This window comes from Pseudomonas sp. WC1, assembly GCF_050586565.1.
Classification (GTDB): Bacteria; Pseudomonadota; Gammaproteobacteria; order Pseudomonadales; family Pseudomonadaceae; genus Aquipseudomonas.
Window position 1 is genome coordinate 35,112 of record NZ_JBOBDQ010000029.1, and the last position, 24,966, is coordinate 60,077.

Consider the following 24,966-nt stretch of genomic DNA (forward strand, 5'->3'; position numbering starts at 1 on the left):
CATGGCCTTGATGCTCAGCGCCCTGTGCCTGTTCGCCGCGTTCGCCCTGCTGGCCGCGCAGGCCATCGGCCAGTGGCGCGCTCGCCAGCGCGTGGCGCGGCGCCTGCAGGGGCGGCTGGACCGTGACGAGCGCCTGGGCGACTGGTTGCAGTGGCTGGGCAGCAGCCCCTGGGGGCGGCGCCTGCAACGGCTGGACGGCGAGACCCAGGCGCTGCTTGACCGCCTGGGCTGGCGGCGCAGCCGGCAACGCGCACTGTTCGCCGCCGTGCAGTTGGGCTTGCCGTTGCTGGCGGTGGGCGTGGCGCTGCTGTTGGTCCATGGCCTGCCCGGGGAAAACCGCGGGCACTGGGGCGTGCTGGTACTCTGTGCGCTGGGCGCGGGCTACCTGTTGCCCAAGCGCCTGCTGGTCGTGGCGGCGGCCCGGCGTCAGCGGCGCATCGCCGAGGAGGTGAGCCTGCTGATTCCGTTGCTGCGCATCCTCTTCGAAACCGGGCTGGCGGTGGAGCAGGCCCTGCGCGTGCTGGCCCAGGAAGGCCGCAGCCTGGTGCCGAACATCAGCGACGAGTTGCGCCTGGTGTTGCAGCGGGTCGATTCCGGCCTGGCCCTGGGCCCGGAGCTGGAAAAGACCGCGCGCCTGCTGGCGGTGGACGAGTTCATCGACACCTGCGTCATCCTCCAGCAACTGCTGGTGCAGGGCAGTGGCTCGATGAAGTCGTTGCTGGCGCTCAAGGAACTGCTTGATGACCGGCGCCTGACCGGCCTGCAGGAGCGGGTGTCGAAGATGTCGGCGAAGATGTCGGCGGTGATGATGCTGTTCCTGTTCCCGGCCCTGCTCATCGTTCTGGCCGGGCCAGGGTTTTCCGCCCTGGCGCGGGCCTTGGGTTCATAAGCATCGAACATTCGGGCATTGATAGGGGAGACGCACAATGAAAGCCATCCTGACGTTCATCAGCCTGCTACTGCTCAGCGGCTGCGCCGGGCAGCCCCCCGAAGGCCTGGCGCGCCTGCTCGGCGGCGGCACCTGTGGCAAGCCCGACGCCGACCAGCAGTTGAGCCTGGACATGGCCGACCAGATGATCAGCGAAGGCCGCCCGCACGCCGGGCTGGCCCACCTGGAGCAGTTGCCCGATCAGCTCGACCAGGTGCGCCTGCGCAAGGCCAAGGTGCTGCGCCTGTTCGGGCGCGCCGAGGCCGAACCGCTCTACCGCAGCCTGCTCGGCGGTTGCCTGGCCGCCGAAGGCGAGCACGGCCTGGGGCAACTGGCCTCGGCCCGTGGTGACGACGCCCAGGCCCTGCGCAACCTGCAACGGGCGGCGCGGCTGGCGCCCACCGACGAGAAGGTGCGCAACGACCTGGGTGTGGTGCAGATGAACCTGGGCAATCACCAACAGGCGCGTTTCGAATTTCTCACCGCCATCGAGCTCAAGGACGACAACCCGCTGCCGGCCATCAACCTGGTGACCTTGTCGCTGGTGCAGGACAACTGGCGCCAGGCGGAGGACCTGGTCAATCGCCTGCACCTGAAGCCCGAGCAGTTCGCCGAGGCCCAGGCCCGGGCGCAGCGCATTCTTGCCAACGGGCGTGGCCCGCTGGCCGCCACCGAATCCCCGGCCGCGGCCATCAACTGAGCGGAGGTGAACATGTTCAAGCCCTGGGTCGTCCTCGCCTGCCTGGCCACGCCACTGTTGGCGCTGGCCGAGGACCCGCCGCGCCAGCCGCGCCCGCAGACCGCCACCGAAGCCCTGTTGCAGGTGCAGGCGAGCAACCGCCAGGCGTCCAGCGTGCGCCAGGTGCAGACCGACAAGGAACGTGACCAGGCCATGCAGCGCTGGCTGGACAGCTACAAGTATCCGATCCCGGATTTCTACCGCTGGACCAAGATCAGTTCGTCGAACAATTGAGAGCACACAGCTTGATACAGTCAGCAAAACGATAAGGGCCGCTCTGCGCCCCATCGCTGGCAAGCCAGCTCCCACAAGGGCCGCGCACTGTCTGAGGTTTGCGCAAATCTGTGGGAGCCGGCTTGCCGGCGATGGGGTGCGCAGCAGCCCCAGTAACGCTAGTTGGCGGTCGTCAGCAGATCAATGGGTGGTAAAGCGTTGATGCACCGGCGAAGAACGTGGGGTCAGCGCCAGCGCCAGTTGCGTGCGGTTGTGCATGTGGGTCAGGCGCAGCACCTGGGACACGTACAGCTTCACCGTGTTCTCGGTGATGCCCAATTCGCAGGCGATCTGGTAGTTGGTCTTGCCCTTGCTCACCAGCCGGGCGACTTCCAGTTGCCGCGGCGACAGCTTCTCGAACGCCGCCGGCAGCTCCGGCTCGCCTTCCTCGGTATCGCTGGCGCGCCGATGGGCGCCCTGGCCCCGGGCTTTTTCCAGGTCCTGGTAGAGGTCGTCGATAGACTCGGCCAGCTCCTGCAAACGCTGGTTGAGGCTGCCCAGTTCGCGGAAGTTGCGGCGCCGCTCCAGCAGCGCGGTCTCCTGGCGCCGCACGCCTTCGAGCAACTCGTCCAGGTCCATGGGTTTCTGGTAGTAGTCGGCGAAGCCCTCGCGCAGGGCGCGGATCACGTCCTGCTTGTCGGCGCGGCCGGTCAACATGATCGCCTCGAACATGCGCTGCGGCCCGGCGATCTGCTTCAACGTGCGCACCAGTTCGATGCCATCGCGCTCGGGCATGTGCAGGTCGCACAGGATCAGGCCGATGGTCTCGTCCGCCTTGAAGCAGTCGATGCCCTGGCCGGTGGAGTGGGCGGGGACACAACGGTAGCCCTCGCTTTCGAGGAATTCGCACAACTCTTCGACGATCACTGGCTGGTCGTCGACCACCAGCACTTTCACCTCACTGACGGGTTTGTTCACGATCAACTCCCTGTTGTATCGGCCCTGCTCCCGGGCCAGACGCTCTGGCAGTTAGAAAAGTAGTCGCACTTTGCCGTTATGTACATCGGTCCTACTCCATAATCCGACCCTTCGGTCGCTTATTGGATCCATACCGCTGTCAGAAGGAAGCCAGCGAGCACGTAGGGGGCAAAGGGCTGCTTGTCGCCGACCTGTTCGGCCAGCGCCTGCAGGCGCTTCTTCACCTTGGGGTTGAGCAGGGTCCACAGGCGCCGGCGGCCGAACATCCAGGCCAGGACGGTGACCCCGGCGCCGATGAAGGTGCCGAGCACGTACTGCGGGCTGGTGGCCAGGGCCAGGGCGCCCATCAGTTTCACGTCGCCGGCGCCGAAGCGGCCGAGCATGTAGCCGGGCAGGGTGAGCAGCATGACGATGGCCAGGCCCCAGCCGGCCTCGCTGGCGTCGGCGCCGATCCAGCTGCGTCCGGTGGCGAACAGCCAGGCCAGGGCGCACGCCGCGACGCCCAGGGTCAGGGCGTTGGATATTTGTCGTTCACGGACATCTTGTTCGGTGCACAAGGCAAGCCACAGCAGGAGAACAATGCTTTGCATTGGCAAAATGCCATCCCTATTCGTTGAACGGTTCTATGCTTTCAGACAGGTCTCACAGTCAGGGTAGACGCGAACATGAAAGCAGGCCCGGCGGGACAACAAAAAGGCGCGGCTGCCATCGAGTTTGTCGCGGTATTCATGGTGTTTTTCGCGGTGTTCTACGGCCTGGTCAGCTACGCCTTGCCAATGCTCATGCTGCAGTCGTTCAACCAGGCCAGCAGCGAAGCGGTGCGACGTTGCGTGGCCGTGGACCCGAGCAGCCAGACCTACGAGCTGGACGTGCAGGGGCTGGCTCGCCAGGTGATCGGCCAGCAACTGGCGTGGATGCCCAATGCACTGGGCTTCAATGTGAATACCGATACCCGGGTTACCGTGGGCACGGACAAGGTGCTGACGGTGGTGATCGACTATCCCCGCGAACGCCTCAATCGCGTCTTGCCGACGCTGTTGCTGCCCGTGATCGGTGACGTGCCCAAACTGCCCGCGCGGTTGCAGGCCCAGGCGAGCCTGCAACTGTGAGTGGTGGCTTGTTCGACCGCTGGTTCGCCGCGCCGGCCCCCGCCCAGGTGCCCGAGGCGACACCCGCCGTGGGCCTGCAACTGTGGCTCGACGACCAGGCGCGGGTGCTGCGCCTGGCCGGCCCGCTGCGCAGCCTGCTGGCATTGCCCGGCCAGGCTGGCGCGCGGGTGCACGACTACCTTGAGCGACACAGCTGGCTGGTGCTCGAAGGCCACCCCGCCGACTGGCAGGGGCAGCCACTGGACCTGGATTTCCATACGGTCATGGGCCACGCCCTGCATACCCGTGGCTGGCTGCAACGTCACGAGCAGGGCTGGATGCTGCAACTGTTCGATATCGGCGACCTGCTCCGCGAACAGCGCTGGGATCGCCAGCGGCCGCTGCTCGGGGAGATCGGCCATGCCCTGCGCGAATGCGGTGCCGAGCGCCTGGCGCAGACGGTGCGCGAGCAGTTGCGCAGCCTCGCCGAGCACTGGCAGGCGGCCGCGCTGCGCCTGGTACTGCGCGAACCGGGCGGCTGGCGCCACTTCGCCAGTAGCGACGATGCCTGGCCCTGGCCCGATGACCGTCGGTTGCGGGACAGGCTGGACCAGTGGCCGGCCCAGACCCTGATCGAGGTGCGCGACGACCCTGAACTGCTCGCCCTGTGCGGAGGTGCCTCGCTGTTCCTGGTGCCCTATCGGCAAGGGCTGGAGGCTGAGGCCTGGATGTTGTGCGCCGGGGCGCACCAGGTGCCTGCGGTCGACATGGCCATGGCCCTGGTGCGCAGCTTGACCGAGCCGCTGCTGGTACGTCATCGCCGCCAGCAACTGCAGCACCAGGCCCATCACCTTGACGACTTGCAGCAGCAGTTGGGCGCGGGTTGGTGGGAGTGGCCGGCGCATGGCGACCTGCAACTGGACCCGGCCCTGGCCGCGACCTTGGGTCTCGACGGCCGGGTCGGGCTGGACCAGTGGCTTGCCCGCCTGCACCCGGCCGACCGCGAGCCGGCGCAGCTGGCCCTGGACCAGGCCCGTGCCGGGCAGGCATTGAGCCTGGGCGTGCGCCTGCTGGACCGTGACCCGCTCGTGGCGCCGCGCTGGTTCCATTGGGCCGGTCAAGGCCGGGGCGGCCAACTGCGCGGTTTCCTGCTCGATATCAGCGCCCTCAAGGCCCAGGAGCAGCAGGCCGGCGCGGCCCGGGCGCGGCTGGAGAACCTGATTGCCCGCTCACCCGCGGTGATCTACGTGCAACGCTATGCCGAGGGCGCGCTGCACGGCGATTTCTACAGTGCCAGCCTGGCGCCGTTGCTGGGCTGGGAGGCCGACGGCGAACTCGCCCGCCAGCCGGGCCTGGCGGTGCACCCCGATGACCGGCCGCTGTGGCTGGAGCGCACCCGCAGCCTGCTGCGCGATGGCCTGGTGCGTTGCCGCTATCGCCTGCGTGACCACCTTGGTGGTTACCACTGGATGCTCGATGAGGCCCGACTGCTGCGTGACGACCTCGGCCAGCCGCTGGAAGTGGTCGGCCTGTGGCTGGACGTCAGCGAAGCCACCGAGGCCGCCGAGCGCATGCGCCAGAGCGAGGAACGCTATCGGGTGCTGGTGGAGGACTCGCCGGCGATGATCTGCCGCTATCACCCGGACCTCACCGTGCTGTTCGGCAACCGGCCGTTGGCCGATTACCTGGGTTGCACGCCCGAGCAGTTGCAGGGTGCCGACCTGGGCCAATGGTTGTCCGCCGACCAGCGCGATGCATTTCTCCAGCGCCTGCGGGCACTGACGCCCGAGCAACCGGTGAGCAGCGCGGAGATCTGCCTGCAGTTGCCTGGCCGTGAGCATGCCTGGTGGGTCTGGGCCGACCGCGGCCTGTTCGACGGCGAAGGCCGCCTGCTCGAGGTGCAGGCCGTGGGCCGCGACAACACCGAGGTGCGGCGCAGCCAGCAGCAGCTGTTGCAGGGTGCCAAGATGGCCACCCTCGGCGAGTTGGCCACCGGCCTGCTGCACGAGATCAACCAACCGCTCAACGTGATGCGCATGGCGGTGGTCAATGCGCTCAAGCGCCTGGAGAACGGCGCCGCCGATCCGGCCTACCTGGAGGACAAGTTGCGCCGAATCGAGGCGCAGGTAGCGCGCGCTGCCCGGCTGGTCGAGCACATGCGCGTATATGGCCGGCGTTCGACGGTCGAGTGCGAGCGCTTCGCCGCGTGGGGCGCGGTGCAGGGCGCCCGGGGGTTGCTCGAGGAGGGCTTGCGCGGCAAGGGCGTGGCGCTGCACCTCGAGTCGCCCGAGGCGATGCCGCAAGTGCTCGGGCATCAGGACCAGCTGGAGCAGGTGCTGATCAACCTGATGGTCAACGCCCGCGATGCCTTGCTCGAGCAACAGGTGGCGCAGCCCTGGATCCGCGTGCGCCAGGCGCTGCATGGAGAACGGCTTTGGCTGCTGGTGGAGGACAATGCCGGCGGCATCGATGCGCGGCTGCACGAGCGCATCTTCGAACCCTTCTTCACCACCAAGCCGGCCGGTGTTGGCACCGGCCTGGGGCTATCGGTCAGCCACGGCATCGTCAGCCAGATGGGCGGCGAGCTGACAGTGAGCAACTCGCCCGAGGGCGCGTGCTTCTGCATCGACCTGCCGGTTCACTGCACCAACTGAGCGTGGCCGCTGGAGCAACTGAGGTTGGCGCCGACCTCGGCGCTGGCCAGGTCGATGCCCAGGACCTTGAGCAAGCCGTTCACCAGTGGATCGAGCAGGGGGCTGAGCAGGTTCCTGATGATCGGCTCGAGGATGTTCTTCACCCCGTCCAGCAGGCCGGCGGTGAGCACCAGCACCTGGCCGAGGCCGCTGTTGGCAGTGGGCCTGTAGGCTTCCAGATGTACACCGGCAAGTGTGCCGGACAGGCTGCCCACCACCTGGGCCTGGTCGCTATCCATGGGCTGGAACATCGGATCCTGGCCGATATTTCGCGGTGCATGGTCGTCGGCGAAGACCAGTGGTTTTTCCGTCGGGCTGCTGCCGAGCAGCTTGGTGTCCACCCGCAGGCCGATGCCGCCGCCGGCATAGGGCACGCGTGTGCCGCAGGAGGGCGGGAGGATCAGCAGGCGGCTGCAGACATTGGTGCCGATATCGATGACCGGCAGGGCCTGTACCTTGACGAAGTCAGGCCCATTGCTGAGGAACTCGGCCGGTGAGTCGAACTTGCCGATCGCGATCCTCGCCGCCGAGCGCTGGGTGAGGGTGGTCAGGCTCTTGGGCGCGCAGCTGTAGTTGTCGGGTGGCGCCGGGGGCAAGCGGCTGGTGCCTTCGGCCACTTCGATGCCGATATCGATATGCACCTGGCTGTCCAGCAGCTTGATGTCGCTGACCTTGCACGGGATGCCCAGGGCGCAGGTCAGCGACTGCACGGTGCCCAGCAGGTTCAGGCTGAGCAGGTTGTTGAGCACGTTGGTCAAGGGCGCCGCCAGGTCCAGCACGGCATTGAGCAACCCGGCGATGCCGGTCAGCAGGGGCAGGTCCAGTGATACCAGCGCGCGGATCTGTGCGGTATGGACGCGCAACTCATCGCTGCGCGGGTCGCCCACGGCGGAGTTCTGCGGGGGCTGGATCACCTTCAGGTACACGCGGCCATTGATCAAACCCAGTGCGGTGATAGGGATCTCGGCATTCACGGCTTGTCGATTAGCCGCCAGCTGAATCATCGCCTGGACCAGTTGCAGCACTTGCACGTTCGCGTCCAGGCCAGCCTGGACGGTGCCGGTCTGCAGGTTGAGCAACTGCCCCAGGGTGATCGGCCCTTTCAGGTCCGCGGCGAGTTTGAGCAGATCGCCGGTCACCTCCACGGCGGCGCCGCTTTGCTGCAGAACCTTGACGGCGACTTTCAGCAGATTTTCGGCAGTGGTCTGGAAGTCGAGCAGTTGCTGGTAATCCCCCAGGTTCAGCTTCAGTTCGGTGGAGAGTGCATCGAGGTAGTTGAGCAGGTTGAGCTGGGTATCGGCGATGCCTTGCCAGCCCAGCACGGTGAGTTGCGTGCTGGCGCCGATGGCCTTCAGCAGGGCGTTGAGAATGGCCGACTGCATCGAACTGACCTGCAGCAGTGTGCTGCGAATGCTCAGCATTGCCTGGGGTGGCCCTGGGCTTGCGGCCACCGCGCTGGCGCGCAGGGTGGTGGTGCGGGCGATGGCACCGCCCTGCACCAGCGCGTAGATGCCACCGGCGAAGCTGGTGACCACCACATTGCTGACCTCGACCTTGATCGCCTCGTTGCGCTGACTGTCGGCAGTGAAGGTGCGCAGGTTGTCGTTGCCGGTGCGCAGGTAGCCACAACTGGCGATCAGTGGGTTGAGCGGCGAATGGCCGTTGCGGGTGGCGGCGGTGCGGGCCAGCGTGGATGCCTGCGGGCCGCTGCCGGTGCAGGCGCCGTCATGCTCGGCGGCTTCCAGCGCAGCCATGTCGGCGATGCGTTGCAGCTTGCGTTGTTCGAGGTAGAGGCGGCCGCTGTCGACGGTCAGGAGCATGAACACGACGGCCAGGCCCATGGTCAGCGCGGCCATCAGGCCGATCGCGCCGCGTTGGCGCACAACGGAACGGGGAACCACGGGCACTCCTTTGCCGGCCTGTGGCCCGGCAGCGCGGCGGCGGTGCAAGGAGTGTAGTCAAGGTGATGGCAAGTTGCCTTGATCGAAGTGCCTCGCCCAAGCGGCGCATCGCGGGGGCGGGGCAGCGGGTTTGCCCCGCGATCTGGGGCTCAATGTGGCGGGTAGTTGCTCAGTACCTGGGTCACGGTCTTCTGGATCGCCGCGTTGCGTTCCTGCGGGCTGGGCGGGTAGTTGTTCATGATCTGTTCGGCGCTGCCACGCCACACCAGCTTGCCGTCACGCCCGTCGAACAGGTCGACCTGGATGGTCGCCACCTTGTAGTCGACGCTGCGGGTCTCGTTGTACATCGGCCCGCCCCAGTAGCCGCCCCAATAACCGCCCCAGGCGCCGCCGTAGTTGGTGGTGATCTGCTGTTGGCGATCTTCGACGATCAGGTAGGACCGCACCTTCACATCGGGTCGGGCATTGCCCTGGACCGGGCGCAGGCCGCGCTGGTCGAGCTGGCCGGCGACCGCCTGGCGGATGCGCTGCTCGGTCAGGTCGCTCTTGATCCGTGGATCGTCCGGACGGTATTGCAGGGCCGGCTCCTGCCAGGCCCAACTGCGGTAGGCGGCGAAGTCGCGGCTGGCATCGAAGTCCTGCTGCACGTTGTTACTCGAACAGGCCGCCAGCAGCAGGGCGAAGGACAGAAGTACGAGACGGCGCAACATGATGGTTCTCCGTAAAGGGTCAGCTGGGAGGATAGCCGCTCATCGCCTTGCTCACCGACTCGCGCAGGGCGCTTTCGCGTTCACGCGGCGAGTCTTTGTCGCTGCCGCTTTCGGCGCTGGCGCTCCACACCGGCTGGCCGTTGCGGGCATCGAACAGGTCGATGCGCACAACCATCACCTCGACCTGGTAGGTGCGCACGATCGGCACGCTGCCATAGGCGCCATAACCATTGCGGTAGCCGCCGTAGCCGACGCTGCCATAGGGGTAGGGGCCGTAATAGGGATCGTAGTCGTAGTCGCGCACCTGGCGCAGGCGTCGCTCCAGGCGAACATCGGCGCTGACCAGCAGGTCGGCAGGGGCATTGTGGGCCGGGCGCAGGCCGTGCTGGTCGAGGGCGCTGCTCACCGCGTCGGCCAGCTGGCCCGGCGTGGCGTTCGCCAGGCCGCCGGGGGGCTGGCTGTTGCGCCAGCTCCAGCTGCGGTAACGGCCATAGTCGCGCGGTGGCGTGGGGTAGGCGCTGGCGTCGAAAGTGCCGGCGGCCTGGGGCGGTGCCGGTGGCAGCGGCTTGCCGCTGGCGACATAGGGGTTGCTGCCCTGGCAGGCGGCCAGGGCAAGGGGGAGCAGGGCCAGGCAGAACAGACGGTACGGCATGTATCCTCCTGGCGGGCGGGTCAGTGGGGTCGGCAGATCCAGTGCAGGTAACGACCCAAGCCGGCGAAGCTGGGGTGGCGCCGGTGCGCCAGCTCCATCTCCAGCAGGTCGAGTAGCTCGGCCTTGGCCTGGAACTCCTTGGGCATGTAGTCGTGGAACACCCGCACGCCGCTTTCGCTTTCGACCTGCCACATGGGATCAAGTTGCGCCTTGAGCTCGCGTGGATCAAGTGGTTTCTGTGGCGTCAGGCTCTGCTTCTCGCCGGCCAGGCGGTTGTGCCGCAGCTTGCGGAAATGCCCCTTGAGCAGGTTGCGGTAGACCAGCGCGTCGCGGTTGTAGAAGGCCAGCGACAGCCAGCCGCCCGGCGCGGTCAGCTGGTGCAGCACCGGCAGGATGCTTTCGGGTTCGGCCAGCCATTCGAGCACCGCGTGGCACAGCACCAGGTCGTAGGGCTCGGTGAGCTGGCCAAGCAGGTCTTGCCAGGGCGCCTGGATGAACGTTGCCTGCTGGCCGGCCTCGGCGAAGCGCGCACGGGCGCCGTCGAGCATCGGCGCGGCGGGCTCGGCGAGAGTCAGTTGGTGGCCACGCTGGGCCAGCCACAGGGCCATGTGGCCCAGGCCGGCGCCGATGTCGAGCACCCGCAACGGGCGCTCGGGCAACGTTTCGGCCAGGTCGGCCTGGAGCACCGCCAGGCGGATCGCCCCCTTGGCGCCACCATAGATCTTCTCGGCGAAGCGGCTGGCCAGTTCATCGAAATGACGGTCGTTCATTTGGCGAAGCGCCTTTCGCTGTCGGCGAGTTTGGCCCGCACCACCTCGTTCATGTCCAGGCCAAGCTCGCTGCACAACAGCAGCAGGTAGAGGACGATATCGCCCACTTCCTGGCCAGCGTGGGCAAGCTGGTCGGCAGGCAGCTGGCGGGACTGGTCTTCGCTCAGCCACTGGAAGATCTCCACCAGCTCGGCCATTTCGACGCTGGCGGCCATGGCCAGGTTCTTCGGGCTGTGGAAAACCCGCCAGTCGTTGGTGTCGCGGATGCGGTGCAGGCGTTCGGTCAGTTCTTGCAGGTTCATCGGGGTCTCCTCGTGGCGCATAGCTTCCGGCGAGGTTCCTTGCAAAGCAAGCCCGATCAGCGTGCGCGCCAGCTGCCAACCATGTGCACCAGCCCGCCGTGGCCATCCAGGCGCAGCTCGCCGGCCGGCCCTGCCGCGCTGGCGCTCAGCACTACCTCCGACGGCAGGCGCACCGGCTTGTGGAAGTCCACCGCGAATTCATATCCGGCTTTCGGCAGGTGACCCTGCAGCGCCGCCAGCGCCATGGCCTTGCTCCACATGCCATGGGCGATGGCCTTGGGGAAACCGAACAGACGTGCGCTGAGGCTGCTCAGGTGGATCGGGTTGTAGTCGCCGCAGACCCTGGCATAGCGCCGGCCGATGTCGCTGTCGGCGTACCAGCGGGTGGCCTCGGGCAGTGCGGCGGGTGCCTGCGCGGTGGCGCTGGCGGCCTGTTGCTCGAGCTTGAGGCCGCGCACCAGCATGCGGCTGGTCTCGCGCCAGAGCAGCCCGAGCCCGTCCTCGGCCTCGGTCACCAGGTCGAAGGTGCCGCCCTTTTCGTGGGGCTGCAGGTTGTCGGCGTACACCGCGAAGCGCAACCCATCGATGCCGCCCAGTGGGCGCAGCACTTGCAGGCTGTTGTGCAGGTGCACCAGCCCGAGCAGGGGGAAGGGGAAGTCGTCCCCGGTGAGCAACTGCAATTGCAGGCTGAAGGCCATGACGTGCGGGTAGGTGCCCGGCAGGCGGCCGTCATCGGCGAAGTGGCAGAGCCGGCGATAGGCCGCCAGGTTGGCGCCATCGACCCGCAGGTAGCAGCGCAGGCCTGTCTCCGGTAGCTGGCTGCCACGGATCTTGCGTTTGCCCAGGGCGCGCAGGTAGAGGTTCAGGCGTGAGTCGGGGCTGTGCAGGTCGTGCCAAGGTCGGGTCATGGTCAGGCTCCCATCAAGGCCTGGCCGCAGACCCGCAGGGCCTGGCCGTTGACCGCGCCGGAACCCGGCTGGCTGAGCCAGGCGATGGCCTCGGCGACATCCTGCGGCAAGCCGCCCTGGCCGAGTGAACTCAGGCGCCGGCCGGCCTCGCGCAGGCCCATGGGCATGGCCGCGGTCATGTGCGTTTCGATAAAGCCCGGCGCCACGGCGTTGATGCTGGCACCTTGTTCGGCCAGGCGCGGTGCCCAGGCCTGGGCGAAACCGATCAGCCCGGCCTTGCTGGCCGCGTAGTTGGACTGGCCGCGGTTGCCGGCGATGCCGCTGACCGAGGCGAGCAGGGTGATACGGGCGTCGCGCTGCAGCTTGCCTCCCTCGAACAGCGACTGGGTCAGCACCTGCGGGGCCTTGAGGTTGACGGCCAGCACCGCGTCCCAGTATTCCGGGGTCATGTTGGCAAGGGTCTTGTCGCGGGTGATGCCGGCGTTGTGCACCACGATGTCCAGGCCTTGCGGCAAGGCTTCGAGCAACTGCGCGGCGGCATCGGCGGCGCAAATGTCCAGGGCCAGGGCACGGCCACCCAGGCGCGCGGCGAGGGCGTCGAGGTCGCGCTGCGCCTGGGGCACGTCGAGCAAGGTCACTTCGGCGCCATCGCGGGCTAGGGTTTCGGCGATGGCAGCGCCGATACCGCGCGCGGCACCGGTGACCAGGGCGTGACGGCCGGCCAGCGGGCGGGTCCAGTCTTCGACCTGGGTGGCGCACGCCGACAGGCGCAGGACCTGCCCGGAAACGAACGCACTCTTGGGCGAGAGGAAGAAGCGCAGCGCGCCTTCGAGCTGGTCTTCGGCGCCGTCACCGACATACAAGAGGTTGGCCGTGGCGCCATTGCGCAACTCCTTGGCCAGCGAACGGCTGAAACCCTCCAGGGCGCGTTGGGCGACACTGGCTTTCGCATCGTCCAGGCTTTCCGGGGCGCGCCCCAGGATCATCACATGGGCACTGGGGGCCAGGCTGCGCAGCAAGGGCTGGAAGAATTCGCGCAACTGCTTGAGCGCATCGCTGTCGGACAAGTGACTGGCATCGAACACCACGGCCTTGATTTTCGGCCCCAGGCCCGCGACCCAGGCGGGGGCGTCGAGCGCTTCGGCGTCGAAGCCGTAGCAATCGGCGGTCAGGCGTGGGGCGATTGCCGCGACCTGGCTGGCCAGCGGGCCGCCACCGAGCACCAGCGCGCCCTCGATGGGGCGCAGGCGCCCGGCCTGCCAGCGCTCCAGCGGCACCGGGCGCGGCAGGCCGAGGGCATCGACAAGTTTGCGGCCAAGGGTGGAGTTGGCAAAGCCCAGATAGCGGTCGCTCATGTACGGTTCTCCCTGAAGGCAAGCATGCAAGTGTGGACCAACTTTGTGGCAGGGTCGTTCGAATAGCCGAAAAGAACCTAGTCTTAAGGCTCAAATTGTTTCAGGAGGAACAGGCATGCAGTCAATTCGCCGGGTCGCGATCCTGGGGGGCAACCGGATTCCCTTCGCCCGCTCCAATGGCGCCTACGCCAAGGCCAGCAACCAGGCGATGCTCACCGCCGCCCTCGAAGGCCTGGTGGAGCGTTACCGCCTGCATGGGCTGCGCCTGGGCGAGGTCGCGGCGGGGGCGGTGCTCAAGCACTCGCGTGACATGAACCTGACCCGCGAGTGCGTGCTCGGCTCGCGCTTGTCGCCGCAGACGCCGGCCTACGATATCCAGCAGGCCTGCGGCACCGGGCTGGAGGCGGCGTTGCTGGTGGCCAACAAGATCGCCCTGGGGCAGATCGACAGTGGCATCGCCGGCGGCGTCGACACTACCTCGGACGCCCCCATCGCGGTGAGCGAAGGGCTGCGCCAGATCCTGCTGCAGGCCAACCGTGGCAAGAGCCTTGGCGAGCGTCTCAAGCCTTTCCTCAAGTTGCGTCCGGGCCTGCTCAAACCCGAGCTGCCGCGCAACGGCGAGCCGCGCACGGGGCTGTCGATGGGCGAGCATTGCGAGCGCATGGCGCAAACCTGGCAGATCGAGCGTGGTGACCAGGATGCGCTGGCGCTGCTCAGCCACCAGCACCTGGCGGCGTCCTATCGCGAGGGGTGGCACGACGACCTGCTCACGCCTTACCTGGGCCTGACCCGCGACAACAACCTGCGCGCCGACCTCACCCTGGAACAGCTGGCCAAGCTCAAGCCGGTGTTCGAGCGCAGCGGCCTAGGCACGCTCACGCCGGGCAACTCCACGCCGCTGACCGATGGCGCCTCGCTGGTGCTGCTCGGCAGCGAAGCCTGGGCCGAGGAGCATGGCCTGACGGTGCAGGCCTACCTGGTGGATGGCGAGGCGGCGGCGGTGGATTTCGTCCATGGCCAGGAGGGCCTGCTGATGGCGCCGGTGTACGCGGTGCCACGGCTGCTGGCACGCAACGGCCTGACCTTGCAGGACTTCGATTTCTACGAAATTCACGAAGCCTTTGCCGCCCAGGTGCTGTGCACTCTCAAGGCCTGGGAAGATGCCGACTACTGCCGCACACGGCTGGGGCTCGATGCGCCGCTCGGTGCGATTGACTGTACCAGGCTGAACGTGAAGGGCAGTTCGCTGGCTGCAGGGCACCCGTTCGCCGCGACGGGCGGGCGGATTCTGGCGAACATGGCCAAGCTGCTCAGCGAGCGGGGCAAGGGCCGCGGCCTGATCTCCATCTGCGCGGCGGGCGGGCAGGGGGTGACGGCGATCATCGAGCGATAGGTTCGGCGTTGACTGCGATGGCTGATACCCTTGTCCGTCCCGAGACACCAGGCCCCATCATGTCGACTATCGGCCCACGCCCCATCCCCACGCTGGACCACTTGCCCAGGCCGCTCTATGCCCGTGCCGAGAGCCTCGGCGCTGGCTCCTGGACCACCCGCCACCGCCATGACTGGGTGCAGTTCTCCTACGCCATCAGCGGGGTGCTTGGCGTGTACACCAGCGACGGCAGCTACTTCGCCCCGCCGCAATGGGGCGTGTGGATCCCGGCCGGCACCGAGCACGAGGTGGTGACCTCGATGCAGGCCGAGATGCGCAGCCTGTATGTACGCAGCGATGCCTGCCCATGGTCGCCCAGCGAATGCCGGGTGCTGGAGGTCACGCCGCTGGCGCGCGAGCTGATCAAGCAGTTCTGCACCTTCGCGGTGGCCTATCCGCAAGGCGACAGTGCCGAGGCGCGGCTGGTGGCGGTGTTGCTGGACCAGCTGCGTACCCTGCCGCAGGTCGGCTTCTCGCTGCCGTTGCCGCGCCATCCGGGTTTGCTGGCGCTGTGCAACGGGCTGATCGCCGCGCCCGACCAGGTGCAGACCTTGCAGCAATGGGCCGTGCAACTGGGGGTGTCGGAAAAGACCCTGATGCGCCTGTTCCAGCGTGAGACAGGGCTAAGTTTTCGCAACTGGCGCCAGCGCATGCGCCTGTTGACGTCGCTGGCGCTGCTGGAAGCGGGAGAGAGTGTCACCCAGGCGGCGCTGGGTTGCGGTTATGACTCGACCTCGGCCTACATTGCCGCGTTCAAGCAATTGTTCGGGGCAACGCCGGGGGAGCTTCGCTTGTAGACGGTGCAAGGCCTGTCGGTGGGCAACCGCGCATCTACAAGAGCGCGCGTGCCCACCGACGGCGACTCAGGTCCTGAACCTGCGCACCAGCGCATCCAGCTCGTTGGACAGCCCGGCCAGGCTCTCGGAGTCCTGGCGCGCCGCCTGGGCCAGTTCCGCCACCAACTGGGCATCGCCATGGATCTGGCTGATGTGGCGGTTGATGTCCTCGGCCACCTGGTGCTGCTCCTCGGCGGCGGTGGCGATCTGGGTGTTCATGTCGCGGATGATGTCCACCGATTCGCGGATCTGGCCGAAGCTGTCGCGGGCCAGGCCGATGCGGCTGACCGACTGCTGCGACACCTCGATGCTGGCGTGCATCTGTTCGGCCACCTGGGCGGTGCGGCTGGCCAGGTTGCCGAGCAGGCCGTCGATCTCGGCGGTGGAGTCGGCAGTGCGCTTGGCCAGGGCACGGACTTCGTCGGCGACCACGGCAAAGCCGCGGCCCTGCTCACCGGCGCGGGCAGCCTCGATGGCGGCGTTGAGCGCCAGCAGGTTGGTCTGTTCGGCGATCGAGCGGATGGTGCCGAGGATCGACTGGATGGCATTGCTGTCACGCTCCAGTTGCTGGATCGACTGCGCCGACTGCTCGATTTCCTGGCTCAGGCGATCGACGCTCTGTACCGCCGCGTCGATCTGCTGCTGCCCTTCACGGGCCTGCTGCTGGCCGCTGTCGGCCGATTGCGCGGCCTGGCTGCAGGAACGGGCCACTTCATTGGCGGTGGCGACCATCTCATGGAACGCCGTGGACACCATGTCCACTGCTTCGCGCTGACGCCCGGCGGCTTCGGCCATGTCGCCGGAGACGCGGGTCGAGCTGTTGGAGGTGCTGAGGATCTTGCTCGCCGCACCGCCGATGTGCTGGATCAGGCTGCGGATGGCGCCAAGGAACTGGTTGAACCAGCTGGCCAGCTGGGCGGTTTCGTCGCGGCCGCGGATCTCCAGGTTGCGGGTCAGGTCGCCTTCACCTTGGGCGATGTCTTCCAGGCCGCTGGTGACGCTGTTGATCGGGCGCACGATGAGCTTGGCGAACGCCGCGCCCACTACCGCGAACACGGCGGCCAGGATCAACGCGACGCCGCCGATCAGCCATGTCAGGCGCGTGGTGGTCTGCATCACTTCGTCATGCTGGATCAGGCCGATGAAGGTCCAGCCGAGTTTCTCGTCGGGGTAGACGTTGGCCATGTAGCGCTCGCCGTTCAACTGTACTTCGGCCAGGCCCTTGCCGGCCTTGGCCAGCTCGGCGTAGCCGTCGCCCAGGCTGGCGAGCTGCTTGAAGTTGTGGCTGGCGTCGCGCGGGTCGACCATCACGTTGCCGTTGTTTTCCATGAGGATCAGGTAGCCGCTCTCGCCCAGTTTGATCTGCTTGACGATCTCGGTGAGGCCCTTGAGCGACACATCGATGTTGACCACGCCGCCCGGGTTGCCCAGCGTGTTGGCCACGGCGCGCACGGTGCTGACCAGTACGGCGTCGTCGCCGGCCCAGTAGTAGGGCGCGGTGCGCAGGGTCTTGCCGGGGTTGGCCATGGCCGCCTGGTACCAGGGGCGGGTACGCGGGTCGTAGTTGGCCATTTTCGGATCGCCCGGCCAGAACGCGTAGCCGCCATCCTTCAGGCCGTAGGACACATAGGCGTAGTCCGGGTGGCTCTGGGCCAGGCGGCTGAACAGGTCGAACAGCGCCTTGTCCTGCTCGCCGGGGGCGATGTTGGCGGCATCGGCGCTGATGTGCTTCTTGACGTTGTCAGCCGTGGCCGCCACCAGGGGTTGCGCGGCCAGGTAGTCGACGTTCTGGGTGATGCCCTGGAAGAAGATGTCCATGGCGTTGCCGACCTGGCGAATCTCCCGACTGCTGTTGTCCAGGAAATCGTCGCGGGCTTCGCCGCGCAGGTTGAGCACCACCAGGGTGGCGACCAGGACGATGGGCAGGCCGGCGATGATGGCGAAGGCCCAGGTGAGTTTCTGCTTGATGTTCATCCACGCTCCCAGAGTTGTTCTTTTCGTTGCACGAGGCTGTAACAGTGCATCGGCAAAGCCTGGGTTTTATGTAGGGAAACTCCCGTATTTATTGGGTGAAAAGGCTATTCAAGGGGATATCGGTCGGGCCTGGCTAATATGGCATACCAATGGTTGTCCGCAGGAGCGGCGCCCTGCCGCTCCCGCAGACGATGCCCTCAGTGGCAGCAGCCGCTGCCATTGGCCAGGTCCTTGAGGATCGGGCAGTCCGGGCGGTCATCGCCCTGGCAGTGGGCCACCAGTTCACCGAGGGTGTCGCGCAGGCTCACCAGCTCCTCGATGCGCTGGTTCAGCGCGTCGATATGCTGCATGGCCAGGGCCTTCACGTCGGCGCTGGCGCGCTGGCGGTCCTGCCACAGGGTCAGCAGCTTGGCGACCTCGTCCAGGGAGAAGCCCAAGTCTCGCGAGCGCTTGATGAACGCGAGGCTGTGCAGGTCTTCCTGCTGGTACAGGCGATAGCCGCTTTCGCTGCGCGTGGCGGGGCGCAACAGGCCGATGGACTCGTAGTAACGGATCATCTTGGCGCTGAGCCCGCTGCGGCGGGCGGCCTGGCCTATGTTCATGGCGCCTCCTGGTCGATGGCGGTGGGTTTCCAGGTTTTCAGCCACAGGGCGTTGCTGACCACACTGACGCTGGACAGGGCCATGGCGGCGCCGGCCAGTACCGGGTTGAGGTAACCGAGGGCGGCCAGGGGGATGCCGACCAGGTTGTAGATGAAGGCCCAGAACAGGTTCTGGCGGATCTTCGCATAGGTCTTGCGGCTGATGTCCAATGCCGCGGGCACCAGGCGCGGATCACCGCGCATCAGGGTGATGCCGGCGGCCTGCATGGCCACGTCGGTGCCGCCGCCCATGGCGATGCCGATATCGGCTGCGGCCAGTGCCGGGGCGTCGTTGATGCCGTCGCCGACCATGGCCACCACGCCTTCCTGTTTGAGCGCGGCGACTGTAGCTGCCTTGTCCGCCGGCAGCACTTCGGCATGCACGTCATCGATGCCCAGGGCGTCGGCCACCACCTTGGCGCTGCCACGGTTGTCGCCTGTCAGCAGGTGGCTGCTGATGCCACGCGCATGCAGCGCGTCGATGGCCGCGCCGGCGCCGGGCTTGAGGCTGTCGCCGAAGGCGAACAGGCCGAGCACGCGTGGCTGCTGGCCACGCTCGATCAACCAGGACAGCGTGCGGCCCTCGGCTTCCCAGGCCTGCGCACTGTTGGCCAGGTCGCCCGGCGGCAGTCCGTTTTCGTCGAGCAGGCGACGGTTGCCCAGGGCCAGTTCACGGCCATCTACCTGGCCGGCGATGCCGCGACCGGTGAGCGACTGGCTGTCAGCGACCTGCGGCACGTGCAGGCCTTGTTCGGCGCAGGCGTCGAGTACCGCCTTGGCCAATGGGTGCTCGCTGCCGCGTTGCAGGGCACCGGCCAGGCGCAGCAACTCGCCGTTGTCGCCGCTGCTGGCCCGGCTGTGGACGATGCGCGGGCTGCCCGAGGTGAGCGTGCCGGTCTTGTCGAACACCACGCTGTTCACCGCATGGGCACGCTCCAGTGCTTCGGCGTCCTTGATCAGGATGCCGTGGCGGGCGGCGACGCCGGTGCCGGCCATGATCGCGGCGGGCGTGGCCAGGCCGAGGGCGCATGGGCAGGCGATCACCAGCACGGCGACGGCATTGATCAGGGCGGTTTCCAGCGGTGCGCCGGCCAGCCACCAGCCGACCAGGGTGATCAGGGCCAGCACCAGTACTGCTGGCACGAATACCTGGCTGACCCGGTCGACCAGCTTCTGGATAGGCGCCTTGGCCGCCTGGGCGTCCTCGACCAGGCGGATGATGCGGGCGAGCACGGTCTCGGCGCCCAAGGCCTGGGTTTTTACCAGCAGCCGGCCTTCGCCGTTGATGGCTCCACCGGTTACCGAGTCGCCAGGCGCCTTGGGCACGGGCAGGCTTTCGCCGCTGATCAGCGCTTCATCGGCATGGCTGCTGCCTTCGAGCACTTCACCGTCGACCGGGAAGCGCTCGCCGGGTTTGACCAGCACCCGGTCGCCCAGGCGCAACTGACTGATCGCCACCTCTTCCTCGCGCCCCTCGATGACCCGCACCGCCCGTTCCGGGCGCAGCGCCTCCAGCGCCCGGATGGCACTGGCGGTCTGGCGCTTGGCACGGCTTTCCAGGTACTTGCCCAGCAGCACCAGGGCGATGACCACCGCCGAGGCTTCGAAATACAGGTGCGGTTCCATGCCGCTGTGGGCGTTGGCCCATTGGTACAGGCTCAGGCCGTAGCCGGCGCTGGTGCCCAGGGCGACCAGCAGGTCCATGTTGCCGGCACCGGCGCGCACGGCCTTCCAGGCAGCGACATAGAAGCGTGCGCCGAGGATGAACTGCACCGGCGTGGCCAGCAGGAACTGCGCCCAGGCCGGCAGCATCCAGTGCACCCCAAAGGGTTGCGCCAGCATCGGCAGTACCAATGGCAGGGCCAGCAGCAGGGCGGCGCCGACCGCCAGGCGTTCGTTGCGCAGGCGACGTTGGGCCTGGGCCTGGTCATCGTCGGCGGTGCGCGGCAGGCTGGCGCTATAGCCGGCCTTTTCCACTGCGGCGATCAAAACACCGTCATCGACGGCTTGCAGGACTTCGAGGTGAGCGCGTTCGCTGGCCAGGTTGACGCTGACCTGCTCGACCCCTGGCAGCTTGCCCAGAGCACGCTCGACACGGCCGGCGCAGCTGGCGCAGGTCATGCCGCCGATCAGCAGTTCGAGGGTACGGGTGGGGACGCTGTAACCGGCGTCGCGCACCGCGCCGACCAATGCCGGCAGGCTGTCGGCCGGCGCCTGGACACGGGCCTGCTCGGTGGCCAGGTTGACGCTGACATGTTCGGTGCCGGTGACCTTGCGCAGGGCGCGTTCGACCCGACCTGCGCAACTGGCGCAGGTCATGCCGCTGATCGGCAGGTCGAAGGTGGTGGATGCGGGCATGGCTCTCTCCTCCGTGGATAGGCCTTCAGCATCAACCTTGCCATGCGGGCAAGGTCAATAGCCCAGGTTGGCTTGCCTCAATTCCAGGCCTTTTTGCCCTGTGGCGATGCGGTACTTCTTGATCTGGCCCGCCTGCAACGTAAGGCGCGTGCTGCGCTGGTCCTCGATACCCGGCGCGCAGCCGGGCATCTGTCCGGGGAGCAGGCGCAAGCGTACGTCGACAGGGCCCGGTGGCAGGTTGAACGAGGTCGATTGCTCCTGGAACAGCCGGCCTGCCAACTGATCGTTGAGGTAGATACCGATCTCGCAACTGCTGGCCACTTCCAGGCGTTCCCGGGAAATCATCAGCACGCTGTAGTCCGAGTTGCCTTCGGCGCTGGCCGATGGCACCACGGCCAGCGCGCCCAGCAGTCCGACTAGGCTCATTGCTGCCCTGATCATGAAGAATCTCCTGCTTGCCAAAATCGTCAAAGGCGCAGCTTGGCCGAGCCGCGCTCGGATTTCCAGCCCGGCCGTTTGACGCGGAACTTGACCTTGCCCCGATGGCAAGGCTGAAAGTAGACAAAACCCACAAGGAGGCAACCCCTATGCAAGTGTTCAATGTACAAGGCATGACCTGTGGCCATTGCGTGAAAGGCGTGACCCGTGCGGTGCAGGAGCAGGACGCCGCGGCGCGGGTGGAAGTGGACCTGGCGGCGAAGCAGGTGCGTGTGGACAGCGCCCTCGCGGCGGATCAGATCCTGGCGGCGATTCGTGAAGAGGGGTATCAGGCCGAGGTGGCCTGAACGGCTGGATTGTCCAGATAGAGCATTTCTGTAGAAGCGGGCTGCCGGGGCAAGTCCGCTTCTACAGAAATACAGGCCAATTATTACAAAGGTTTTCAACGCCCAATGATCCAGTGCAGGTAGACTAACCGACTTGCTTAGCCTGCTATGGATTCTCCATGAACCTGCGAACCTTGCTGATTCTCGGCGCCCTCAGTGCGTTCGGGCCTTTGGCGATCGACTTCTATTTGCCGGCCTTCCCGGCCATGGCGCATGCCTTCGCCACCGACGAAAAGCATGTGCAGACGACCCTGGCCGCCTATTTCCTCGGCCTGTCCCTGGGCCAGCTCGCCTACGGGCCAGTGGCCGACCGTTTCGGCCGGCGTATTCCGCTGCTGTTTGGGGTTGGCTTGTTCACCATCGCCTCCCTGGCCTGTGCCTATGCACCCAACCTCGACAGTTTGATCGTGGCGCGCTTCGTCCAGGCCCTGGGTGGCTGCGCCGGCATGGTGCTGTCGCGGGCGATCGTCAGCGACAAGTGCGACGCGGTGGCCTCGGCCAAGGTGTTTTCGCAATTGATGTTGGTGATGGGCCTGGCACCGATTCTCGCGCCGATGCTCGGTGGCGTGCTGGTCAATGTGTCTGGTTGGCAGTCGATTTTCCTCGCCCTGAGCCTGTTCAGCGCGGCCTGCCTGGTGGCCGTCGGCCTGGGACTGCCGGAGAGCCTGCCGGCACATGTCCCGCGCCAGCCCTTGTCGGGGGCGCTGCGCCAGTACCTGCGGCTGTTCGGTGACCGGGTGTTTGTCGGCCATGCGTTGACCGGCGGCATCGCCATCGCCGGGATGTTCGCCTACATCGCCGGTTCACCGTTCGTGTTCATCAAGTTGTACGGGGTGCCCGCCGAGCACTATGGCTGGTTGTTCGGCACCAACGCCGCAGGCTTCATCCTGATGGCCCAGGTCAATGCGCGTCTGCTGGCCAAGCGTGGCCCGGCGTTCCTGCTGGCGCGGGCAGTGTGGCTGTACCTGGTGGCGGCGCTGGCGCTGCTGGTGGTCGCGGCGCTGCGCCCAGCGCAGTTGTGGCCGTTGCTGGTGCCGTTGTTCGTATGCATCGCCAGCCTTGGTTGCATCATCCCCAACGCCTCGGCCTGCGCCATGAGCGGGCAGGGCACGCGGGCAGGCAGCGCCTCGGCGCTGATGGGCTGCCTGCAGTTCAGCGTCGCCGCGGGTGCGGCAGCGCTGGTCGGGGTGCTGCACGATGGCAGCGCGGTGCCCATGGCGCTGGTGATCAGCCTGTGCGGCGCGCTGGTGGTCAGTGTCGCAATGTTGACCCGGCGGCTGCAGGCCAGCCGGCCTGCGTGAGCGGGTGGGGCGCGTTCAGGCGCGCCTCGAGCAGGGCGACGAATGACCGCGCCTCGGCCTCGTTGCGGAAACTCACCACATGCTGATCGAGCTGGACTTGCCAGGGGCAAGCGGGATTTCGGTTCGACGCACTGACGACAATCTTCATCGCGATCCACCTCCAGTGAGCGGGAGCGGAACTAGTGTAGCGCCGCCCCCGGCGCTCGCCATGGCCAGGATCAGTCCCCTGACTGACGGTCATGGTGGCCTGAAGTAGGGAGACCTTCTGTTTTGCAGGGCAGAAGTTTTCACCGTGCCTATCGGACTTTTCTAGCTTCTTGATAATCGCTATCAGCCACGTTCCTGGCGCAGCCACAGTAGAACGGGGGCATCAGCCGTGTCTGCGGTGTGGCGCACTGACAGACGCATCTTTCAGAACGGTGCTCGGGGGACCAACGCCGACCCATTCCGGGCATACCCCCCTCAAGGCGAGCCCCCTCCAGCGGCTTATACTGCCTCAGGCGCCCAATGCCAGCGTGAGATCCTTCCTGGCCTGGCGCTGACCATCCGGCACACGAACAATCCCGTGCTTGCCCGCACAGGCGGCAGGGCGTCAGCGGTTGTCGCCGCCAGACGAGATACATCAGGGAGCTTCAGTTTCATGACCGCAGTCCGCAGCATCAGTCAGGTTGCCAGCCTGATGGCCGAACCCAAGCGCAGCGCCATGTTGTGGGCGTTGATCGATGGCACCCCGCGTGCGGCGGACGAGCTTGCCGTGATCACCGGCCTGAGCACTTCGTCGGCCTGCGCGCACCTGTCGCTGCTGTCCAGTGCCGGCTTGCTCAGGCAGGAGGCGCGTGGGCGCAAACGCTTCTTCCGCCTGGCAACGCCGGAGGTCGGCACCGCGGTGGAGGCCCTTGCCAGCGTCCAGTTGGCCAGCCGCTCAGCCGTGGGGCAGGGCACCTCGCTGCAAATCCCCCTGTCAATGCGCAAGGCGCGCCTGTGCGGCGACCATCTGGGCGGCGAGGTGGCTGCCGCGTTGCTGCATCGGCTGCATGTAGCGGGTTGGTTGGAGGGCAGCGAACAGCAACTGGCCGTGAGCCAGGAGGGCAAGGGGCAACTGGAGGCGCTGGGGGTGTTCATCGACGCACTGGCCGCCGCCGACCGGCGTGGCTGCGTGATCTGCCACTGCAGCAAGTGGAACGACCAGGGCCCGCACCTGGGCGGTTGCCTGGGCAAGGCGTTGCTCAGGTTGTTCACCCAGTCGGGCTGGGTGCGTGAGCAGGAGGGCAGCCGGGCGGTACACCTTACACCGCTCGGCCAGCAGCAGATCAACGCGATCGCCTGCCTGCCCTCGCGCCAGGCCGGTTAGCGCACCAGGCGTGCGTCCAGGCTGTTCTGCGCCAGGCGGCGCGCCTGGTCCTGGGTCATGCCCAGGTGCTGGTGCAGGGCATGGAAGTTTTCGGTGACGTAGCCGCCGAAGTAGGCCGGGTCATCGGAGTTGACCGTGACCTTCACGCCACGCTCGAGCATGTCGAGGATATTGTGCTGGCTCATGTGGTCGAACACGCACAGCTTGGTGTTGGACAGCGGGCAGACAGTCAGCGGGATCTGCTCGTCGATGATGCGCTGCATCAGGCGTTCGTCCTCGATGGCGCGCACGCCGTGGTCGATACGCTGGATCTTGAGCAGGTCGAGTGCCTCCCAGATGTATTCGGGCGGGCCTTCCTCGCCGGCATGGGCCACGGTCAGGAAGCCTTCGCTGCGGGCGCGGTCGAAGACGCGCTGGAACTTGCTGGGCGGATGGCCTTTTTCCGAGCTGTCCAGGCCTACGGCGACGAACGCCTCACGGAAGGGCAGGGCCTGGTCGAGGGTCTGTTGCGCCTCGTCCTCGCTCAGGTGGCGCAGGAAGCTGAGGATCAAACCACTGGAGATGCCCAGCTGTTCACGGCCATCCTTGAGTGCGCCGGTGATGCCATTGAGTACCACCTCGAACGGGATGCCCCGGTCGGTGTGGGTCTGGGGGTCGAAGAACGGCTCGGTGTGGATAACGTTCTGCGCCTTGCAGCGTTGCAGGTAAGCCCAGGTCAGGTCGTAGAAATCCTGCTCGGTACGCAGGACGCCAGCGCCCTGGTAGTAGAGGTCGAGGAATTCCTGCAGGTTGTTGAAGGCATAGGCGCCGCGCAGGGTTTCGACATCGGCCCAGGGCAGCACAACCTTGTTGCGCTCGGCCAGGGCGAAGAGCAGTTCGGGCTCCAGCGAGCCCTCCAGGTGCATGTGCAGTTCCGCCTTGGGCAAGGCGTTCAGCCAGTCATACATGTGTGCAATCTCGATCAGGTACGGTTGGCCGCCATTCTACAGGGCCTGGCCGGGCAATGCGCCCAC

At 66.9% G+C, this 24,966-nt stretch carries 24 protein-coding genes and 1 pseudogene; 10 read left to right on the top strand and 15 right to left on the bottom strand.

Annotated elements, in window-relative coordinates; genetic code table 11:
• Position 1: 1 nt before the first annotated feature.
• Genes ACQ4OD_RS14785 through ACQ4OD_RS14795 form a run of 3 tightly spaced genes read left to right on the top strand, consistent with a single transcriptional unit; the run spans position 2 to position 1,901 of the window.
• On the top strand, positions 2-889 hold the full coding sequence (locus ACQ4OD_RS14785; RefSeq protein WP_102684812.1) for a type II secretion system F family protein: 888 nt from the start codon (positions 2-4) through the stop codon (positions 887-889).
• A 37-nt stretch (positions 890-926) separates the two neighbouring features.
• Positions 927-1,628, top strand: a complete 702-nt coding sequence (locus ACQ4OD_RS14790; protein WP_430944506.1) for a hypothetical protein — start codon at positions 927-929, stop codon at positions 1,626-1,628.
• Positions 1,629-1,640: 12 nt separating this feature from the next.
• Positions 1,641-1,901: a DUF3613 domain-containing protein gene (locus ACQ4OD_RS14795; RefSeq protein WP_430944507.1), complete on the top strand. Its 261-nt coding sequence runs from the start codon at positions 1,641-1,643 to the stop codon at positions 1,899-1,901.
• 180 nt (positions 1,902-2,081) lie between these two features.
• Here the strand turns inward: ACQ4OD_RS14795 and ACQ4OD_RS14800 are convergent, their stop codons facing one another.
• Both ACQ4OD_RS14800 and ACQ4OD_RS14805 read right to left on the bottom strand, forming a co-directional pair.
• A complete protein-coding gene (locus ACQ4OD_RS14800; RefSeq protein ID WP_219730482.1) occupies positions 2,082-2,864 on the bottom strand; it encodes a response regulator in 783 nt (260 codons plus the stop codon).
• A gap of 113 nt (positions 2,865-2,977) precedes the next feature.
• Entirely contained in the window at positions 2,978-3,448 is a 471-nt protein-coding gene (locus ACQ4OD_RS14805; protein WP_038706832.1) for an A24 family peptidase, read from the bottom strand.
• Between the two features lie 75 nt (positions 3,449-3,523).
• Here ACQ4OD_RS14805 and ACQ4OD_RS14810 point away from each other — a divergent pair, with 75 nt between their 5' ends.
• Together ACQ4OD_RS14810 and ACQ4OD_RS14815 are read left to right on the top strand one after the other, a co-directional pair.
• Complete coding sequence (locus tag ACQ4OD_RS14810) at positions 3,524-3,967, top strand: TadE family protein (protein ID WP_023632045.1); 444 nt, start codon at positions 3,524-3,526, stop codon at positions 3,965-3,967.
• On the top strand, positions 3,964-6,600 hold the full coding sequence (locus ACQ4OD_RS14815; protein WP_430944508.1) for an ATP-binding protein: 2,637 nt from the start codon (positions 3,964-3,966) through the stop codon (positions 6,598-6,600). Before ACQ4OD_RS14810 ends, ACQ4OD_RS14815 begins: the two co-directional genes overlap by 4 nt.
• On the opposite strand, the gene ACQ4OD_RS14820 is transcribed toward ACQ4OD_RS14815, so the two are convergent.
• The 7 genes from ACQ4OD_RS14820 to ACQ4OD_RS14850 form a co-directional block, all read right to left on the bottom strand.
• Entirely contained in the window at positions 6,585-8,540 is a 1,956-nt protein-coding gene (locus ACQ4OD_RS14820; RefSeq protein ID WP_430944509.1) for a pilus assembly protein TadG-related protein, read from the bottom strand. The two genes, ACQ4OD_RS14815 and ACQ4OD_RS14820, sit on opposite strands and share 16 nt — an antisense overlap.
• A gap of 149 nt (positions 8,541-8,689) precedes the next feature.
• A complete protein-coding gene (locus tag ACQ4OD_RS14825; RefSeq protein ID WP_110703759.1) occupies positions 8,690-9,250 on the bottom strand; it encodes a DUF4136 domain-containing protein in 561 nt (186 codons plus the stop codon).
• Between the two features lie 19 nt (positions 9,251-9,269).
• Positions 9,270-9,902 (bottom strand): DUF4136 domain-containing protein, encoded by a 633-nt coding sequence (locus ACQ4OD_RS14830; RefSeq protein WP_110703760.1) that lies wholly within the window; start codon positions 9,900-9,902, stop codon positions 9,270-9,272.
• Between the two features lie 20 nt (positions 9,903-9,922).
• Positions 9,923-10,672, bottom strand: coding sequence for a methyltransferase domain-containing protein (locus ACQ4OD_RS14835; protein ID WP_102684816.1), 750 nt, complete (start codon positions 10,670-10,672; stop codon positions 9,923-9,925).
• Positions 10,669-10,974, bottom strand: a complete 306-nt coding sequence (locus ACQ4OD_RS14840; RefSeq protein ID WP_102684835.1) for a MazG-like family protein — start codon at positions 10,972-10,974, stop codon at positions 10,669-10,671. Before ACQ4OD_RS14840 ends, ACQ4OD_RS14835 begins: the two co-directional genes overlap by 4 nt.
• 56 nt (positions 10,975-11,030) lie before the next feature.
• Complete coding sequence (locus ACQ4OD_RS14845; protein WP_430944510.1) at positions 11,031-11,882, bottom strand: MaoC family dehydratase; 852 nt, start codon at positions 11,880-11,882, stop codon at positions 11,031-11,033.
• A 2-nt stretch (positions 11,883-11,884) separates the two neighbouring features.
• Complete coding sequence (locus ACQ4OD_RS14850) at positions 11,885-13,237, bottom strand: 3-oxoacyl-ACP reductase (RefSeq protein WP_430944511.1); 1,353 nt, start codon at positions 13,235-13,237, stop codon at positions 11,885-11,887.
• A gap of 115 nt (positions 13,238-13,352) precedes the next feature.
• Between ACQ4OD_RS14850 and ACQ4OD_RS14855 the strand changes: the two genes are divergently transcribed.
• Together ACQ4OD_RS14855 and ACQ4OD_RS14860 are read left to right on the top strand one after the other, a co-directional pair.
• Entirely contained in the window at positions 13,353-14,630 is a 1,278-nt protein-coding gene (locus ACQ4OD_RS14855; protein WP_430944512.1) for an acetyl-CoA C-acetyltransferase, read from the top strand.
• A gap of 59 nt (positions 14,631-14,689) precedes the next feature.
• Positions 14,690-15,466, top strand: a complete 777-nt coding sequence (locus ACQ4OD_RS14860; protein WP_139668445.1) for an AraC family transcriptional regulator — start codon at positions 14,690-14,692, stop codon at positions 15,464-15,466.
• Between the two features lie 66 nt (positions 15,467-15,532).
• Here ACQ4OD_RS14860 and ACQ4OD_RS14865 read toward each other — a convergent pair whose 3' ends face one another.
• The 5 genes and pseudogenes from ACQ4OD_RS14865 to ACQ4OD_RS14885 form a co-directional block, all read right to left on the bottom strand.
• Positions 15,533-16,300 (bottom strand): methyl-accepting chemotaxis protein, encoded by a 768-nt coding sequence (locus tag ACQ4OD_RS14865; RefSeq protein WP_372241203.1) that lies wholly within the window; start codon positions 16,298-16,300, stop codon positions 15,533-15,535.
• Positions 16,301-16,390: 90 nt separating this feature from the next.
• A pseudogene (locus tag ACQ4OD_RS14870) lies at positions 16,391-17,479 on the bottom strand (HAMP domain-containing protein); the annotation flags it as partial.
• A gap of 197 nt (positions 17,480-17,676) precedes the next feature.
• Entirely contained in the window at positions 17,677-18,081 is a 405-nt protein-coding gene (cueR, locus tag ACQ4OD_RS14875; protein ID WP_023631307.1) for a Cu(I)-responsive transcriptional regulator, read from the bottom strand.
• Positions 18,078-20,477, bottom strand: coding sequence for a heavy metal translocating P-type ATPase (locus ACQ4OD_RS14880; RefSeq protein ID WP_430944513.1), 2,400 nt, complete (start codon positions 20,475-20,477; stop codon positions 18,078-18,080). The genes cueR and ACQ4OD_RS14880 overlap by 4 nt, the downstream gene beginning before the upstream one ends.
• 54 nt (positions 20,478-20,531) lie before the next feature.
• Positions 20,532-20,918: a hypothetical protein gene (locus ACQ4OD_RS14885; protein ID WP_139668451.1), complete on the bottom strand. Its 387-nt coding sequence runs from the start codon at positions 20,916-20,918 to the stop codon at positions 20,532-20,534.
• A 146-nt stretch (positions 20,919-21,064) separates the two neighbouring features.
• Here ACQ4OD_RS14885 and ACQ4OD_RS14890 point away from each other — a divergent pair, with 146 nt between their 5' ends.
• From ACQ4OD_RS14890 to ACQ4OD_RS14900, 3 genes are all read left to right on the top strand, one after another.
• Positions 21,065-21,262 carry a heavy-metal-associated domain-containing protein gene (locus ACQ4OD_RS14890; protein WP_023632213.1) on the top strand — a complete coding sequence of 66 codons (198 nt, stop codon included), beginning with the start codon at positions 21,065-21,067 and terminating at the stop codon, positions 21,260-21,262.
• Positions 21,263-21,420: 158 nt separating this feature from the next.
• The gene (locus ACQ4OD_RS14895; RefSeq protein ID WP_139668455.1) at positions 21,421-22,602 is read left to right on the top strand and encodes a multidrug effflux MFS transporter; all 1,182 of its coding nucleotides are present in this window, start codon (positions 21,421-21,423) and stop codon (positions 22,600-22,602) included.
• A gap of 640 nt (positions 22,603-23,242) precedes the next feature.
• Complete coding sequence (locus ACQ4OD_RS14900) at positions 23,243-23,953, top strand: ArsR/SmtB family transcription factor (protein WP_102684826.1); 711 nt, start codon at positions 23,243-23,245, stop codon at positions 23,951-23,953.
• On the opposite strand, the gene ACQ4OD_RS14905 is transcribed toward ACQ4OD_RS14900, so the two are convergent.
• Complete coding sequence (locus tag ACQ4OD_RS14905) at positions 23,950-24,900, bottom strand: adenosine deaminase (protein WP_430944514.1); 951 nt, start codon at positions 24,898-24,900, stop codon at positions 23,950-23,952. The genes ACQ4OD_RS14900 and ACQ4OD_RS14905 overlap by 4 nt on opposite strands.
• Positions 24,901-24,966: the final 66 nt, after the last annotated feature.

Coding starts and splice junctions, on each gene's coding strand:
- ACQ4OD_RS14860 (WP_139668445.1), top strand. CDS start 14,690: ATGTCGACTATCGGCCCACGCCCCATCCCCACGCTGGACCACTTGCCC.
- ACQ4OD_RS14795 (WP_430944507.1), top strand. CDS start 1,641: ATGTTCAAGCCCTGGGTCGTCCTCGCCTGCCTGGCCACGCCACTGTTG.
- ACQ4OD_RS14805 (WP_038706832.1), bottom strand. CDS start 3,448: ATGCAAAGCATTGTTCTCCTGCTGTGGCTTGCCTTGTGCACCGAACAA.
- ACQ4OD_RS14835 (WP_102684816.1), bottom strand. CDS start 10,672: ATGAACGACCGTCATTTCGATGAACTGGCCAGCCGCTTCGCCGAGAAG.
- ACQ4OD_RS14825 (WP_110703759.1), bottom strand. CDS start 9,250: ATGTTGCGCCGTCTCGTACTTCTGTCCTTCGCCCTGCTGCTGGCGGCC.
- ACQ4OD_RS14885 (WP_139668451.1), bottom strand. CDS start 20,918: ATGATCAGGGCAGCAATGAGCCTAGTCGGACTGCTGGGCGCGCTGGCC.
- cueR (WP_023631307.1), bottom strand. CDS start 18,081: ATGAACATAGGCCAGGCCGCCCGCCGCAGCGGGCTCAGCGCCAAGATG.
- ACQ4OD_RS14785 (WP_102684812.1), top strand. CDS start 2: ATGGCCTTGATGCTCAGCGCCCTGTGCCTGTTCGCCGCGTTCGCCCTG.
- ACQ4OD_RS14895 (WP_139668455.1), top strand. CDS start 21,421: ATGAACCTGCGAACCTTGCTGATTCTCGGCGCCCTCAGTGCGTTCGGG.
- ACQ4OD_RS14845 (WP_430944510.1), bottom strand. CDS start 11,882: ATGACCCGACCTTGGCACGACCTGCACAGCCCCGACTCACGCCTGAAC.
- ACQ4OD_RS14900 (WP_102684826.1), top strand. CDS start 23,243: ATGACCGCAGTCCGCAGCATCAGTCAGGTTGCCAGCCTGATGGCCGAA.
- ACQ4OD_RS14850 (WP_430944511.1), bottom strand. CDS start 13,237: ATGAGCGACCGCTATCTGGGCTTTGCCAACTCCACCCTTGGCCGCAAA.
- ACQ4OD_RS14880 (WP_430944513.1), bottom strand. CDS start 20,477: ATGCCCGCATCCACCACCTTCGACCTGCCGATCAGCGGCATGACCTGC.
- ACQ4OD_RS14905 (WP_430944514.1), bottom strand. CDS start 24,900: ATGTATGACTGGCTGAACGCCTTGCCCAAGGCGGAACTGCACATGCAC.
- ACQ4OD_RS14810 (WP_023632045.1), top strand. CDS start 3,524: ATGAAAGCAGGCCCGGCGGGACAACAAAAAGGCGCGGCTGCCATCGAG.
- ACQ4OD_RS14840 (WP_102684835.1), bottom strand. CDS start 10,974: ATGAACCTGCAAGAACTGACCGAACGCCTGCACCGCATCCGCGACACC.
- ACQ4OD_RS14830 (WP_110703760.1), bottom strand. CDS start 9,902: ATGCCGTACCGTCTGTTCTGCCTGGCCCTGCTCCCCCTTGCCCTGGCC.
- ACQ4OD_RS14890 (WP_023632213.1), top strand. CDS start 21,065: ATGCAAGTGTTCAATGTACAAGGCATGACCTGTGGCCATTGCGTGAAA.
- ACQ4OD_RS14855 (WP_430944512.1), top strand. CDS start 13,353: ATGCAGTCAATTCGCCGGGTCGCGATCCTGGGGGGCAACCGGATTCCC.
- ACQ4OD_RS14790 (WP_430944506.1), top strand. CDS start 927: ATGAAAGCCATCCTGACGTTCATCAGCCTGCTACTGCTCAGCGGCTGC.
- ACQ4OD_RS14865 (WP_372241203.1), bottom strand. CDS start 16,300: ATGGCCGAAGCCGCCGGGCGTCAGCGCGAAGCAGTGGACATGGTGTCC.